The 15,700-nt window shown below is 40.5% G+C and carries 15 protein-coding genes; 9 read left to right on the top strand and 6 right to left on the bottom strand.

The features are described 5' to 3' along the window. Nucleotides 1-69: 69 nt before the first annotated feature. Nucleotides 70-528: a hypothetical protein gene (locus P162_RS16510; RefSeq protein WP_031428966.1), complete on the top strand. Its 459-nt coding sequence runs from the start codon at nucleotides 70-72 to the stop codon at nucleotides 526-528. 180 nt (nucleotides 529-708) lie between these two features. Here the strand turns inward: P162_RS16510 and P162_RS16505 are convergent, their stop codons facing one another. Then, entirely contained in the window at nucleotides 709-1,686 is a 978-nt protein-coding gene (locus P162_RS16505; RefSeq protein WP_262493933.1) for a bile acid:sodium symporter family protein, read from the bottom strand. A gap of 341 nt (nucleotides 1,687-2,027) precedes the next feature. Here P162_RS16505 and P162_RS16500 point away from each other — a divergent pair, with 341 nt between their 5' ends. The 8 genes from P162_RS16500 (at nucleotide 2,028) to P162_RS16470 (ending at nucleotide 10,780) form a co-directional block, all read left to right on the top strand. Beyond that, nucleotides 2,028-3,821: an AMP-dependent synthetase/ligase gene (locus P162_RS16500; protein ID WP_031428964.1), complete on the top strand. Its 1,794-nt coding sequence runs from the start codon at nucleotides 2,028-2,030 to the stop codon at nucleotides 3,819-3,821. Nucleotides 3,822-3,981: 160 nt separating this feature from the next. Then, on the top strand, nucleotides 3,982-4,443 hold the full coding sequence (locus P162_RS16495; RefSeq protein WP_031428963.1) for a MarR family winged helix-turn-helix transcriptional regulator: 462 nt from the start codon (nucleotides 3,982-3,984) through the stop codon (nucleotides 4,441-4,443). Further along, complete coding sequence (locus P162_RS16490) at nucleotides 4,443-6,851, top strand: 3-hydroxyacyl-CoA dehydrogenase/enoyl-CoA hydratase family protein (RefSeq protein ID WP_031428961.1); 2,409 nt, start codon at nucleotides 4,443-4,445, stop codon at nucleotides 6,849-6,851. Before P162_RS16495 ends, P162_RS16490 begins: the two co-directional genes overlap by 1 nt. A 58-nt stretch (nucleotides 6,852-6,909) precedes the next feature. Beyond that, nucleotides 6,910-7,128 (top strand): four helix bundle protein, encoded by a 219-nt coding sequence (locus P162_RS17970; RefSeq protein ID WP_262493932.1) that lies wholly within the window; start codon nucleotides 6,910-6,912, stop codon nucleotides 7,126-7,128. Nucleotides 7,129-7,157: 29 nt separating this feature from the next. Then, nucleotides 7,158-7,274 carry a hypothetical protein gene (locus tag P162_RS18030; protein ID WP_316931621.1) on the top strand — a complete coding sequence of 39 codons (117 nt, stop codon included), beginning with the start codon at nucleotides 7,158-7,160 and terminating at the stop codon, nucleotides 7,272-7,274. 41 nt (nucleotides 7,275-7,315) lie between these two features. Further along, nucleotides 7,316-8,506 carry an acetyl-CoA C-acyltransferase gene (locus tag P162_RS16480; RefSeq protein WP_031428960.1) on the top strand — a complete coding sequence of 397 codons (1,191 nt, stop codon included), beginning with the start codon at nucleotides 7,316-7,318 and terminating at the stop codon, nucleotides 8,504-8,506. 186 nt (nucleotides 8,507-8,692) lie between these two features. Then, nucleotides 8,693-8,929, top strand: a complete 237-nt coding sequence (locus P162_RS16475; protein ID WP_316931620.1) for a four helix bundle protein — start codon at nucleotides 8,693-8,695, stop codon at nucleotides 8,927-8,929. Nucleotides 8,930-8,974: 45 nt separating this feature from the next. Beyond that, a complete protein-coding gene (locus P162_RS16470; RefSeq protein WP_031428958.1) occupies nucleotides 8,975-10,780 on the top strand; it encodes an acyl-CoA dehydrogenase family protein in 1,806 nt (601 codons plus the stop codon). Between the two features lie 186 nt (nucleotides 10,781-10,966). Here the strand turns inward: P162_RS16470 and P162_RS16465 are convergent, their stop codons facing one another. The 5 genes from P162_RS16465 to P162_RS16445 all read right to left on the bottom strand — a co-directional run bounded on the left by P162_RS16465 (nucleotide 10,967) and on the right by P162_RS16445 (nucleotide 15,694). Further along, complete coding sequence (locus tag P162_RS16465; RefSeq protein WP_051908121.1) at nucleotides 10,967-12,772, bottom strand: plastocyanin/azurin family copper-binding protein; 1,806 nt, start codon at nucleotides 12,770-12,772, stop codon at nucleotides 10,967-10,969. Between the two features lie 154 nt (nucleotides 12,773-12,926). Then, the gene (locus P162_RS16460) at nucleotides 12,927-13,109 is read right to left on the bottom strand and encodes a type II toxin-antitoxin system HicB family antitoxin (RefSeq protein WP_031428954.1); all 183 of its coding nucleotides are present in this window, start codon (nucleotides 13,107-13,109) and stop codon (nucleotides 12,927-12,929) included. After that, the gene (locus tag P162_RS16455; RefSeq protein ID WP_031428952.1) at nucleotides 13,106-13,672 is read right to left on the bottom strand and encodes a recombinase family protein; all 567 of its coding nucleotides are present in this window, start codon (nucleotides 13,670-13,672) and stop codon (nucleotides 13,106-13,108) included. The genes P162_RS16460 and P162_RS16455 overlap by 4 nt, the downstream gene beginning before the upstream one ends. Nucleotides 13,673-13,955: 283 nt before the next feature. Continuing rightward, on the bottom strand, nucleotides 13,956-14,927 hold the full coding sequence (locus P162_RS16450) for a DUF1259 domain-containing protein (RefSeq protein WP_035917622.1): 972 nt from the start codon (nucleotides 14,925-14,927) through the stop codon (nucleotides 13,956-13,958). A gap of 26 nt (nucleotides 14,928-14,953) precedes the next feature. After that, entirely contained in the window at nucleotides 14,954-15,694 is a 741-nt protein-coding gene (locus P162_RS16445; protein ID WP_051908119.1) for a hypothetical protein, read from the bottom strand. Nucleotides 15,695-15,700: the final 6 nt, after the last annotated feature.

Raw genomic sequence — 15,700 nt, 5'->3', positions numbered from 1 at the left:
TTAACCAGAAACTTCAAACTCTAATATTTTACGATTTTCATATTAATTAAACTATTTATTTAGAGGCAAATGGAAACAAAAATTGTCAATAAGAATTGTTTTTTATTCTTGATATTTATAATGGTGCTGCTTGGATCTAAGCTAGTGGCACAGTCAAACGGAAATATATATTTTTTAATTAATCCTACAGATTCTTTAATACAGAAACAATTAGCTACAGGAAAAAATTCTTATAATGGCTACTTAATTGTAGATGAGAATCGTATTAAAGAATTACATAAAACGCCTGTTAAAAAGGGAAAAATATGGGTGCCAGAAAACGAAGATGATTTTCACGCTAATGGACCTTCTTTTACTTACGATGAAAAAAATGATACACTTATTGATAAAAATTGTCTGAAGACACTGAATATAATAAAAGACAGGCGAAAATTCTTAACTATTGACAATGGCTTGTACGATCTTTCTGGAAATAATTATTATTTTATTGAAAGGTTGCCAAATCAAAAAGGCAAATATCTAATGTGAATGGTAAGACCCGTAGTTTTTGAATAAATAATCTTCTGAATTACCTACTAAATAAGGCATTTTTTGGTCTAGAACGATCATTTAGAAGATAATGCTTAATATTATGTAATTTCTCAAAAAAGGCCCTTAAATTTGAACATTATTAGAGTAATGGGGTCTTATTCTGATTATGATTTGAGTTTATACTTTCCTCTTCTGATACCGCGATGCCACTACACTGATAATCAATATCTGGGAGGCGTGAAAGAGCATAAGCGGTAACAAGATCAATCCCAGCGAAGCCATATTCCCAAAGAGGATTTTTGAAAAAACCGTACCATGTACCAGGGACTTTTTTGTACCGCAAAACTGCGCGGTAATTCGGTCTTCTGTGGAGAAATTCAGCCTATTGGCAATAAATGCAGTGAATAAGAAAATAAGCCCAAATAGGCCCAAAACACCAATAAACAGCGTCAATAGATCTAAAATTGAGACCGAACTGAAGAGATTTTTAGAAAAGGATTCCGCAAAGCTTTTATAGATAATCAATAAAATTATGCTTTTATCAAACAGCGTAAGTTTGCTGTTGTGCTTTTGTACAAATTGCGCCAAAAAACGCTGTAACCCCATGCCTATAACCACAGGAACGATGATCTGTAGGATAAGTTTGAGGTAGATTTCCGTAAAGTCAAAATCCGTTTGTGAACTTTGAACAAATAAACCCAGCCACAACGGTGTAATCAATATACCTATGATTCCGGAAATACTCGCATTAAAAATTGCCGCAGGGATATTTCCTTTTGCAATGGAAACCATCACCACAGATGAACTTACCGTAGACGGTAATGCCGCAAGAAAGAAGAAAGCGAGCCAGAATAATTCCTGCTCCTCATTTTGAATCAACGGTCTGAAAAGCAAAATCACAATAGGAAAAACCAGGAATGTCGTGGCTTGTATGAGCACGTGCAATTTCCAGTTGGACAGGCCGGCTTTCAATTTTGACGGACTTAATTTTACTCCATAAAAAAAGAATATAAGCCCTATACCTATGGTACTTATTGTATCAATAGGTATTGGACTTTCTTCAGCGCCCCATTGCGGGAACATATAAGCGATGGCGATAATAATTATGATCGCCAGTACAAATTTGTCTAGTTTTAAGCGAATTCTATTTAGAATTGTGTTCAAATTAAAGTATTTAAATCCGCACAAAGGTATTTTTTAAAATAGCAAAACTGTTCTCTTTACAGGAATGTTCCATTCTGTATTTAAGTATTACAACTATTTAGAAAAGATTTATAATATTAATTCATTTTTTATAAAAGAGCATTACTCCTATTTTATTTACAATTAGATGAATTATTTATTTTATTCAGGATAACAGAGGTAAATTGACAAATACCAACTGAGCAGCGCTAACTGAATGCATTCTTTTTACAACGTTGTAATTTTTTATGAAACGTTAAAATATAGCGCTAAAATTGACTATTTTGCAATAGAATTATCATTAAATTACCCCTATGGATATTAAACGTCTCTTTGATTTTCCTCATTATCAGCTTGAAAAATACAATCTTGAGAAAGCTTTGGTTACCAAATATAATGGGCAATGGAAAGCTATATCCAGTCAGGAATATATAGATCAGGCAAACCGTATGAGCCGCGGACTGTTAAAACTTGGCGTACAGCCTAACGAGAAGGTTGCGGTTATTTCTTCCACAAACAGAACAGAGTGGAATATAATGGATATTGGCATAATGCAGACGGGCGCTCAGAATGTGCCCATCTACCCTACCATTTCCGAAGAGGAATATGAATATGTACTCAATCATAGTGGAGCTACCTATTGTTTTATCTCTGATGATGAAGTGCTGGAAAAAGTCCTTAAAATAAAAGAGAATGTACCAGCCCTCAAAGAGGTTTATAGCTTTGAGAAAATAGATGATTGCAAACACTGGAACGAAGTATTATCCATGGGTGATAATATTGCAGACCAGGAGGAAGTGGAACGTAGAAAAGATGCCATAACAGAAGATGATATTGCAACTTTAATATACACTTCTGGTACTACGGGAAAACCTAAAGGGGTTTTGTTAAGCCATAAAAATATAGTGAGTAACGCCATAAATAGCGAAAGCCGATTCCCTATTAGAAAAGGAAAAGACCGGGCGCTGAGTTTCTTGCCGCTGTGTCACGTTTATGAACGTATGCTGATTTATCTATATCAGTATACAGGGGTTACGATTTATTATGCTGAAAGTATTGATACCATAAGCGAAAACTTAAAAGAAGTTCAACCCCACGTGATGACCGCTGTCCCACGTCTGCTTGAAAAAGTTTATGATAAGATCATTGCAAAAGGTGCCGAATTGAGTGGCGTTAAGAAAAAGCTTTTTTATTGGGCAGTAGAATTGGGCAATGAATACGAACCCTACGGAAAAAACGGCTGGTGGTACGAGCAAAAACTAGGTATTGCCCGGAAGTTGATCTTTAGCAAATGGCAGGAAGCCCTGGGCGGAAACCTGAACGTTATCGCTTCGGGGAGTGCTGCACTACAACCACGCCTGGCGCGCATCTATAACGCGGCTGGCATTGGGGTTATGGAAGGTTATGGATTGAGTGAGACCTCACCTGTTATAGCAGTAAACGATATGCGCAATAATGGCTTTAAAATTGGTACAGTGGGCAGGCCCATTCCAGAAACAGATGTCAAAATTGCCGAAGACGGTGAGATCATGATCAAAGGCCCACAGGTAATGGTGGGGTATTTTAAAGAACAGGATAAAACCGATGAAGTTATTGAGAATGGCTATTTTCATACTGGGGATATTGGAGAGTTGGATACAGAAGGCTTCCTCACGATTACAGACAGAAAAAAAGAAATGTTCAAAACCAGCGGTGGCAAATATGTATCTCCGCAATTGCTGGAAAATGCACTTAAACAGTCGCGTTTTATCGAACACATTATGGTCGTAGGTGAAGGCGAGAAAATGCCTGCCGCTATTATCCAGCCAAGTTTTGATTTCGTTTCGGACTGGGCACGCAGAAAGAAAATAGATATTGGTAATTCCCCGGAGGATTTGGTTAAAAATGAGGAGGTAAATAAGCGTATACAACAAGAAGTGGACACGTACAATGAAAAATTTGGTAAATGGGAACGTGTAAAACGTTTTGAATTGACTCCTGATGAATGGAGCATAGATGAAGGTCACCTCACGCCTACCATGAAACTAAAGCGCCGCGCTGTAAAAGAGAAATATATAGAGCTTTACAATAAAATCTATGAACACCCTTCTGCAGGGAAAAGTAAATAAGCAATTATGTCTCCAGGATAAAAAAGCAATTAAAAGTTCTGGAAACCCCCTCAATTGAAAGCCTGTAGTTCTAAAGATCTATGGGTTTTATTTTTTTAAGTAATATTTTACATAGATTTACTATGCGTGCATAGTATTTTTATTATATTTACGCAAACGTATGAGGAAAAGAGAAATAACTATAGATCACGCCCTTCGGGCGACCTGGCAAGCGGTCATTAAAATGTATAATGAGCAGGCAGCACAATTGGATAGCAGTATGGCGACTGGTTTTGCCCTGCTAAGTATCGATCCTGAAGAAGGTACGCCTTCCACGGCCCTGGGACCACGAATGGGCATGGAAGCCACAAGTCTTTCCCGAACCTTAAAATCTATGGAAGAGCGCGGACTCATAGAACGCAGGCCGAATCCCGCAGATGGCAGGGGGGTTTTGATTTTCCTGACAGATTTTGGACGGGAGAACCGGGCATTTAGCAAGGATCGGGTTTTAAAGTTTAACGACGCCATACGCGGACAAATTTCAAGTGAAAAAATCGATCACTTTTTTGATGTTATTCACGTCATTAATGATTTGATTCAGAATAAAAAAATATATAATCCACACGAAACCACTACAAAATAATGAGCAAGAGAAGAATAAATAAAGTAGCTGTTATAGGTTCTGGAATTATGGGAAGTGGTATAGCCTGCCACTTTGCAAATATTGGTGTTGAAGTTCTATTATTGGACATAGTTCCTCGTGAACTTACTGATAAGGAAAAGGCAAAAGGATTAACCTTAGAAGATAAAAACGTACGCAACCGTTTGGTTAATGAGCATCTTCAAAATGCCCTGAAATCGAAACCCTCCCCTATTTATCACAAAGATTTTGCAAACCGTATCACTACAGGTAATACAACAGATGATATTGCCAAGGTAAGAGATGTAGATTGGATCATTGAAGTGGTCATTGAACGTCTTGACATCAAAAAACAGGTATTTGAAACCCTGGACAAGCACCGTACACCAGGTACTTTAATAACATCCAATACTTCGGGAATACCCATTCAATATATGAGTGAGGGTCGTAGTACTGATTTTCAGAAACATTTCTGTGGAACACATTTTTTCAATCCTGCACGCTACCTGGAACTTTTTGAAATTATCCCTGGTCCTAAAACCGACCAAGAAGTTCTTGAATTTCTGACCAATTATGGTGAGAAATTTCTTGGTAAAACAGCCGTTTTAGCCAAAGATACTCCGGCTTTTATCGGTAATCGTATCGGTACTTTTAGCATTATGAGCTTATTTCATACCGTGAAAGCGTTGGGCATGACCGTCGAGGAGGTTGATAAACTTACAGGTTCTTTAATAGGCAGGCCAAAATCAGCTACTTTCAGGACAGTTGATGTTGTGGGACTTGACACGCTTGTACACGTGGCTAATGGTATTTATGAGAACTGTCCCAATGATGAGCGCAGGGAGCTTTTTAAACTTCCCGACTACATCAGCACGATGAACGACAACAAATGGCTGGGAAGCAAGACCGGACAGGGTTTCTATAAAAAAATCAAGAAAGATGACGGTTCTAGCGAAATATTGACCCTAGACCTCGATAAAATGGATTATCGGGATGAAAAACGGGCTTCTTTTGCCACTTTGGAGAAAACAAAAGGTGTTGATCTTGTAGCAGATCGTTTCCCTATACTTATCAACGGTGAGGATAATGCAGGAGAATTTTTCCGTAAAAACTTCGCTGGTCTTTTTGCTTACGTACAAAACCGAATTCCTGAAATTACAGATGAGCTTTATAAAATAGATAACGCCATGCGCGCTGGCTATGGCTGGGGCCATGGACCATTTCAAATATGGGATGCGGTAGGTATAGAAAAAGGTGTAGAACTTATAAAAGCCGAAGGTTACGAAGTTGCTTCCTGGGTAACTGAAATGCTTTCCGCAGGCATCAAGTCCTTTTATACCGTTAAAGACGGGAATACTTACTTCTACGATATTGACAAGAAGAAATATTCCAAAAAACCTGGTCAGGAAGGCTTTATTATACTTGATAACATTCGTCAAAGTAAAGAGGTTTTCAAAAACAACGGCGTTGTGGTTGAAGATCTGGGAGATGGAATACTCAATGTGGAATTCCGTTCTAAAATGAATTCCATAGGCGGGGATGTTCTCGGCGGTTTGAACAAAGCTATTGATATTGCAGAAAAAGATTTCGCCGGACTCGTTATTGCCAATCAGGGTAAAAATTTCTCTGTGGGAGCAAACATCGGGATGATATTCATGATGGCGGTGGAGCAGGAATATGATGAGCTGAATGCGGCAGTAAAATATTTCCAGGATACTTCCATGCGCCTGCGCTACTCCTCCATTCCCACTGTCGTAGCTCCCCACGCTATGACCCTGGGCGGTGGTTGTGAGATGACCTTACATGCAGATCGCGTGGTCGCAGCGGCAGAAAGTTATATTGGTTTGGTAGAATTTGGTGTTGGTCTTATTCCAGGCGGCGGCGGCTCTAAAGAAATGGCATTGAGAGCTTCGGAAACCTACCAAAAGGATGATGTCGAACTGAACCGTCTGCGCGAATATTTTCTAACCATTGGTATGGCAAAAGTATCTACTTCGGCTTATGAAGCCTTTGATCTGGGAATTCTGAAACAGGGCAAGGATATCGTAGTGGTCAATAAAAACCGCCAGATCGCGACTGCCAAGGAAATTGCAAAATTTGAAGCGGAACAAGGCTACACAAAACCCATACAGCGTAAAGATATCAAAGTACTTGGAAAACAGGCATTGGGTGCTTTCCTCGTGGGTACAGACCAGATGAATGCCGGAAATTATATAAGCGATCACGATAAAAAAATCGCCAACAAATTGGCTTATGTAATGGCCGGAGGTGATTTATCTGAAGCGTCTTATGTAAGTGAACAATATTTGCTCGATCTGGAACGGGAAGCCTTTCTGAGCTTAACGGGAGAGCGCAAAACATTAGAGCGTTTAGAGCATATGATCAAGAAGAATAAACCGTTGAGGAATTGAAAAAGACTTAAGACCGCTACGCTCGAAGACGTAAGATATAAGATCAAATAAATAAACTATGGCTGCCAAGCATAATTTTAGAAAACTTAATATCTGGCATGAAGGAATGTCCTTAGTAAAAGAAACTTATATAATTACCAAAAGTTTCCCGAAATCTGAAACATATTCACTAATTAGCCAAATTCAACGCTTGCCAGTATCCGTTCCCTCTAATATTGCTGAAGGCACCAGTAAAAATACAAATAAACACTTTTGTGTTTTTTTGAAACCGCTTTAGGCTCTGCCTTTTAATGGGAAACACAATTAATTATAGCTTATGAAATTGATTATATCTCAAAAGAAACTTTTGGAAATCTTGAAAATAAAATCCAATTAATTCAAGGGATGATTACACGTTTCATGGAAAGTCTTCAAAAGTCTTAAATCCTACGTCAAATCGTCCTAACTCATAATTTAAAATAATCATGAAAACAGCATATATAGTAAAAGCATACCGTACTGCCGTGGGCAAAGCTCCCCGGGGATTATTTAGATTTAAACGTCCTGATGAACTTGCGGCCGAGACTATAGAATATTTGCTTAAAGATATTCCACAACTGGATAAAAAGCGTATTGATGATGTTATGGTGGGCAACGCCATGCCAGAAGCGGAACAAGGACTTAATATGGGTAGGTTGATTTCCTTAATGGGACTTAAGATCGAAGATGTTCCAGGAGTAACGGTTAACCGCTATTGCGCCTCTGGTATTGAAACCATCGCAATGGCTTCGGCCAAGATTCAGGCAGGTATGGCAGAATGTATTATTGCCGGTGGTGCAGAAAGCATGAGTTATATTCCCATGGGTGGTTATAAACCCGTGCCCGACTATAAACTGGCTAAAGAAGGTCATGAAGATTACTACTGGAATATGGGCCTCACCGCAGAAGCTGTCGCTAAACAGTTTCATGTGAGCCGGGAAGATCAGGATGAATTTGCATACAATTCTCATCAAAAAGCACTAAAAGCACAAGCCGAAAATCGCTTTCAGGATCAGATCGTTCCCATAGAGGTGCATGAAACGTTTGTGAACGGTGCCGGTAAAAAAGAAACAAGAACCTACACGGTCAATAAAGATGAAGGACCGCGGAAAGACACAAGCTTAGAAGTTCTAGGGAAGCTTCGTCCCGTTTTTGCCGAAGGCGGAACTGTAACTGCTGGAAATTCCTCGCAAATGAGTGATGGAGCAGCGTTTACGCTGATCATGAGCGAGAAAATGATGAAAGAGCTCAATTTGGAACCTATTGCGCGATTGGTAAATTTTGCACCCGTGGGCGTAGAACCAAGGATTATGGGTATAGGTCCGGTTAAAGCGATTCCGAAAGCGCTGAAACAAGCCGATGTAAAACTGCAAGATATTGAACTTTTTGAACTCAACGAAGCTTTTGCAAGTCAGTCACTGGCGGTCATCCGTGAAGCCGGACTCAATTCTGATATCGTCAATGTAAACGGAGGAGCAATTGCCCTGGGGCATCCATTGGGTTGTACCGGCGGTAAACTTTCGGTGCAATTATTTGATGAGATGCGTAAACGCAATATGCAGGGTAAATACGGTATGGTGACCATGTGTGTAGGTACAGGTCAGGGCGCTGCCGGGGTTTATGAGTTTCTCACATAAAATTATTTTGAACAAAATAAGACAAAAGAGAATAGAACAAAGAGATAAGAAAAATTAGGAATGGAAAACCGGAGACACAATTATAAGAATTTAAAAATTTGGTCTCTGGGATTGGCAATTGCTTATGATATTTCAGATTTTGTAAAAACCTTTCCGAAGCATGAGCGTTTCGATTTGACATCTTAAATAAGTAGATATGCAATTTCGATTCCAAGTAATATTGCCGAGGGTTCAGCACATTCTAATAAATCCTTTAAAGTCTTTCTGAATTATTCTCTTGGATCCTCCTTTGAATTGGGTACTCAATTATTAATCGCAGCGCACAAAGAATATATTAATACAGAACAATTAAAAAAAATAGAATCACTGATTGCAGAATGGCAGAAAATGACCATGGGTTTTCAAAATAAATTAAGTAATTGAATCTTTCCTCTTTTCTCTTTATTCTCTTTTCAAAAAAATCAAAACATGGAAACACTAGATAAAAAAGATATACTTCGTGGCGGACAATTTTTAGTAAAAGAAACGGCATGTGAGGACGTCTTCACTCCAGAAGATTTCAACGAGGAGCAGCAAATGATGAAAGAATCGGTTCAGGAATTTGTTGACCGGGAGATCGTTCCCCATAAAGAACGATTTGAGCATAAAGATTACGCCCTTACCGAAGAGGTTATGCGCAAAGCTGGCGAACTGGGTTTCCTCGGTGTTTCCGTCCCTGAAGAATACGATGGCCTGGGAATGGGATTTGTTTCGACCATGTTAGTTTGCGATTATATTTCTGGCGCAACGGGTTCTATCGCAACCGCTTTTGGGGCCCATACGGGAATTGGTACCATGCCCATTACCCTTTACGGAAATGAGGAACAAAAGAAGAAATATGTTCCAAAATTAGCCACTGGAGAATGGTTTGGTGCCTATGCACTGACCGAACCAGGCGCAGGTTCTGATGCCAATAGTGGAAAAACGAAAGCGGTTGTAAGTGAAGATGGTAAATCGTACAAGATCAACGGACAGAAAATGTGGATTTCAAACGCCGGTTTCTGCAATTTGTTTATTGTTTTTACCCGTATAGAAGACGACAAAAATATTACCGGTTTTATCGTAGAAAATGATAAGAATAACGGTATTTCTATGGGTGAAGAAGAGAAAAAACTCGGTATTCACGCCTCCTCTACCCGTCAGGTGTTTTTTAACGATACCGTAGTGCCTGTTGAGAATATGCTTGCCGGTCGCGGTGAAGGTTTTAAAATCGCCATGAACGCTTTAAATATAGGGCGTATAAAGTTGGCTGCCGCCTGTCTTGACGCACAGCGCCGGGTGACAACGTACGGCGTAAAATATGCAAACGAACGCATTCAATTTAAAACACCCATAGCCCAGTTTGGAGCGATCAAATTAAAGTTGGCCGAAATGGCTACAGCGGCGTATGCCGGTGAAAGCGCATCTTACCGTGCTGCAAAAAATATTGAAGACCGTATCCACCTGCGCATGCAGGACGGTAACTCGCACCAGGAAGCGGAATTGAAAGGCGTTGAGGAATACGCCATTGAATGTTCCATTCTTAAAGTCGCCTGTTCTGAAGATATACAACACTGTGCCGATGAAGGAATTCAGATTTTTGGCGGAATGGGCTTTAGTGCAGATGCGCCAATGGAATCTGCCTGGAGGGATGCCCGTATCCCCCGTATCTACGAAGGTACGAATGAAATCAACCGGATGCTCGCCGTGGGAATGCTGGTTAAAAAAGCGATGAAAGGACATGTTGACCTTTTAAAACCAGCTATGGCGGTAGGTGAAGAACTTACTTCTATTCCTTCTTTTGACACACCAGATTTCAGCGAAACCCTAAGCGAAGAAAAAGCGATGGTCGCCAAACTGAAAAAAGTATTTCTTATGGTCGCAGGCAGCGCCATACAGAAATTTGGCCCAGATCTGGAACAACATCAGCAATTATTGCTTGCTGCATCAGACATACTTATTGAGGTATATATGGCTGAAAGCACCATTTTACGGGCAGAGAAAAATGCAAAACGTAATGGGGCAGGTTCTCAAAAAGAACAAATTGCCATGGCGCAATTATATCTTTATCACGCTGTGGATATTATCAACCAAAAAGCGAAAGAGGGAATCGTTTCCTTTGCCGAAGGTGATGAGCAGCGCATGATGCTGATGGGACTTAAACGTTTTACAAAATATCAAAATCAGCCCAATGTCGTTGCGCTGCGTACGCTAATCGCTGATAAAGTGATAGCGGAGAATAAATATCCTTTTTAAAATATTGTAGATAATGTAAAAACCGCCCAAAAATGATCATTTTTAGGCGGTTTTTTGTGTAAAATAGCTAAATATTTCTATCTAAAAAACAGATTTTTTTATTAAGATTCAGTGCTGTTTACTATACTATTAACAAGACTAAATACTAACTACTAAGAATATACAATGTATTTATAAAAAAAAAGATCATTTTATAACTTTCATTTGACCTTGCATAAGGCGCCAGTGGCCGGGAAAGGTACATATAAAGGGATAAATATCCGGGTTTTTCGGTGCGGTAAACTTTATGCTAACTGTTTTCTCTGGATCTAACAACGGACTCGAAAATAATATTTCTTCCATGTCTGGCACATAATTTAAGGCTTCCCCATTAGGATCTGAAGCCAATTTATCAGCGGCTAAACCTACTTTTTCTTTTGCTCCCGGTTTAGTAATTACCAGGTTATGCTGCATAAAATCTGGATTTTCAAAAATAATCTCTACCGGTTGTCCTGCCTTTACCACAAATTCAGAAATATCGTATTTCATTTCGTTTTGAACAGTTTTTATACGAATAATGGTGGTTTCTTTCGCTGTGGTAATTGATGTTTCAGATCTACCTTCTTCAGCAGGGCGTTCTCCCTTATAATTTGCAGCAAAGACTTCAGCTATAGAGGCATCTTGAAATAGATTATTCTGCGCGTTAGCATCTGTTTTTTTATACGTGCTGCGGGGGCTGGGATTTTCAGCTTTATAGGCTGTTATAAAACCATAGTCATGTTTGCTTGAAGCAATGTAAACCGCTTTTGATAACCAGGGGTCATTAACTATACTTTGTTCTTTACTTAGCTCATAAAGTGCCTCCCCAACTTGCTGTGATGAGTTACTTTCTGTAAAATAAAGAAGTGCTGCCAGCTGCACGGTTGGGTTCTTATCATGTAGCAGATCTGCTTTCAATAAAGCATCCACGCCACTTTCAGTGTTTGGCAGCATTGCTACGGCTCCTTTGCGAACCGCGTAAGAAGGATGTTCCAAAGCTCCCCTTACAATTTTGGTCGCTTTTTCATCAGAGCCAATTGCACCGAGCCCCTGGATAGTCCATAACGCATGAAGTGCACCTACATTTAATCCCAGGCTATCCACCTCTTTTTCATCGACCAGATCATAGAGTTCATTAAGAATGTCGTTATTATTGCGTTCTACCAGAAGACGCTGGGCGGTCATTCTCCAGAACATATTATCATTGGAAAGTGCTCTTATAAGCGCATCAGGATTATCTTTACTCAGAGCTATTGGCTCATATTCCTTAGCTCCCTTCCACACGACACGCCATACACGCCCCCTTGATTTGTCCCGAAGCGGGTTTACATAGGCATTTCCCTCCCCGGTTTCTGCATTGTATCCTCCCCTATCTTCCGTTGGTGTGGGGTTGTGCTGTACAATAAAATTATACCAGTCTAAAACCCAAACGGCGCCGTCTGGACCTACGCGGGCAGCAACGGGAGATACCCATTCGTCTGCGCTGGCAAATAAATTCCAACCATCACTTTCGGTATAACCCGCACCTTCTTTAGCGATTTTAGCCATGTGTACCAAATGCCCCGTAGGTTCACATACAAAAGCAACCTGATCCCAGTACGATGAAGGATAATCACGCGCTGTATAAAAATGATGCCCGGATGCGGCCGTAAAACCACCAAAAACATCTACTTGCCGAACATGGCTTGTAATGGGGTGCATGGCATAATGCCCGTCAATTTTTTCGCTTCCTTTTAATGGAATTCCTTTTACCCCATCTAAATCGGCATTGGGAATACCAACAAAAACACTATGGGTGTTGTTGGCAGTAGAAGCAAAAATGTCATTATCTTCGGTAAAACCAAGTCCCCAGGTATTATTGCTGGTGTTGGTCACCACTTCAAAATCAGAAAGGTCTGGTGAAAAACGGTACACTCCCTGACCAAATTTATAAGGTTTCCCGGATATCCCCCCTTCAAAACCCGAATATCCCACAACGCCGTATATTGGCCTTATGCCAAAAATAGGACAAAATGTTCCGTTAGGATTAAACTATTCCATTCCAAAAATAGGACAAAATTTCCAGTAATGTTTTTAATTCACTCAATTACAAAAGGTTATGCCTATTCTTAAAATAGAATTGGAACAATTAGGGATGGCCAGTCCCTGTTTGGCTGTCGGCAAGAACTTCCAGATGAAGTTTGATAGCCTCTAACATATTCTTTTCGATGTCCTTCCGATCAGTCCCTGCGGACGTGCAATCTGGGAGACCCGGCACATAGGCGCTATAACCATCCTTGGATTTTTCGCAAACAATTTCAAACTGTTTCATGTGATTTCCTTTTCCACCCTATAAAACGAACTTTTACTGATTTTGGCCCTATTACATGCCTCCCTGATCGAAACGTTCATATTGTCGTAAAGGTGTTTTGCGTAATGGTATTTCTCTTTTATGGCGTTCGAGGTGCCCTTTGGTCTGCCCAATAACTTTTTCCTGTTCCGTGCATTGACCAATCCGACCTTGGTGCGTTCCGATATCAGGTTACGTTCGAATTCGGCAACGGAGGCGAATATCTGGAGAAGAAACTTTCCGTTGGCGGAAGTGGTATCGAATTCCGGTTCGCTAAGGCTTTTGAAATGCACCTCCATTTCGTTGAAGGTATCGATAAGGTCTATCATATTCCTTAAGGATCTGAACATCCTGTCATTTTTATACGTTATGACCGTATCCCCTTTTCTAAGGTACTTCAGCATTTTCCTCAAACCTTTCCGGTCTTCTTTTGTGCCGCTGGCCACGTCCGTATAAATTTGTTCGCACCCTGCATTTTTCAAAAGGTTTTTCTGTGAGCCCAACGATTGGTCCTTCGTCGAGACCCTGGCATATCCTACGACCATAAGTGTCCCATAAAACGTTATTTAACGAAACTACTAAAAAAGACCAGAAATGGGACACTCCCGTCCAAGATTTTCCGCTTTGGCAAAGCTGTCCCGTAATACGGCCGTTTTATGGCACTAAAAGATTGGAGGGTACTTCGATATTTAAGACATTCATGGTAAGTTGAAACTATAAAAACTTTCCCTTTTGAAAAAACAGATATTAAGGCAAATGAGATTCAAAGATTATATTAAACGGTTTTTGGCTGGATTATATCCGTTCAAGGCTTGCTCGGGCCTTTTTTTATTTTTTCACCCCTGTTTTATCCAAAGCTTCACGCAATCCCTTTGCCAGTTTTTCTGCCGGACCTACACCCCAATAATGTAAAAAGAAGATTCTCGGGTTTTCGTGAACCATATGGTTATGAACGGCAACCACTTCGATATCATTTTCTACCAAAGCTTTTATTACGGGGGCCACTTCATCGGCAAGCATTGTAAAATCCCCTGCTACCGCCGCTTTTTCGGGTGTCCCCTGCCAACTTGCCCACGTGTTGAAGCCCATAAAGTTGCTTACCGGCGCTTCATGTTCTTTCAAGTCTACATCAGGTCGCCCAATTGCGATTTTATATACCCCATTGTTCGCACTCCCGCTAAAACCTAGGATACTATCGATCTTCTTTGTATCCAATGTATTTTCTACGGTGGCAGCTTTGGTCTCGGATGGGTTGCCACCCCTTATTTCTGTGACCTTGTCGAGAACGGCTTTCACACTCGCCGCCAAGTCTTTTTCATCCCCCATACCGCCAACGTGCATATACATCACATCCGGTTCATTTCGGACAAAATGGTTGTGGATTGCGGTAATTGTCAAACCTTGTTTGATAACCTCTTGCTGAACGGGCTTTAAGTCTTTTTCGGTAACAACAATATCCCCCATGATCATAGGTTTATCCGAAGTTGGCGCGAAGGCCACCCAGCTCCCCAACCCCATAGGTGGAATAATCCTGAACCCATCGACCATTACGTTCAGGTCGTTTTGGGGTATTGTCACCTTGTACTCGCCATTATCTTCTTTGCCCTCTATATCAATGATATTTTTTATTGATTGGATATCCAGTGGTTGCAGGTCTTTTTCATCCTGTACTTTTTGTGTAGCTGTATCCGTTCCTTTTCCCGAAGGGGTTTTTTGGTCTTTCCTGGTATCGCAAGAATAAATTATCAGGCAAACACTTGTAATGATCAGTAGGATCGTTCTGTTTTTCGTGCGTATCATAAATTTTGTTTTTAGAGGTTGAATATTCATTTAAATTTTTCGATTTCCAGATCATCAAAGTAGGTTACGGCATCCGCTTTGGTCCAGAAACCTACTTTTCCCGAATTCCCGAAGGTAGTGTCCTGTACTTTGAAGAGTTCTTTGTCGTCCATATACACGGTAAATAAATCACCTTTGACAGTGAGCTTGAGGGTATGCCAATTATTTCCCATAGGGGGAACATCGACCCCGTAGGTTCTTCCTTTGCCTATCAGGGGAAGATCGGTACGCTTACCGTTTTCCACTTTGTAAAGTACTACGTTATCCTCCAAAGGATTTGCCCTTACCACATAATAGTTTTTTCTGTCCGTAAACCGCCAGACGAATCCGCCTCCCTGGTCATGATCGCCGGTAACGCCTTTCAGACGGGCCGTAAGTACCATGTCTTCTGCGGTCAGGTCATCATAGACCACAATATTGAAATGGTCGTTTGGATTGCCCCCGTACAATTGCGCCATCACGTTATTACCTTCGTCATCTTTGACCTGCCACTTGGTACCGCCCGAACCGGCATAGAATTGCGACCATTCGCCTGGAAGTTGGTCAATGGTATATTTTTCAAAATCAAAGCTGATCTTCTCGGCCGGTTCCATAGAATCCGGGGTTTTGGCCAAGGCACTCAGTTCCTGTATCTCTTTTTCGGATTTTTTTGAATAAGTATCCCTACATGCAACCGCTGTTAATACCGTAAGGATGCAAAGAGTGATGATTTTTGTTCTAGTGTTCATAATATG

Origin of the sequence: Flavimarina sp. Hel_I_48 (assembly GCF_000733945.1) — a bacterium.
Classification (GTDB): Bacteria; Bacteroidota; Bacteroidia; order Flavobacteriales; family Flavobacteriaceae; genus Leeuwenhoekiella.
Note: the sequence above shows the minus strand (reverse complement) of the source record. Positions and strands in the feature narration are given on the sequence as shown.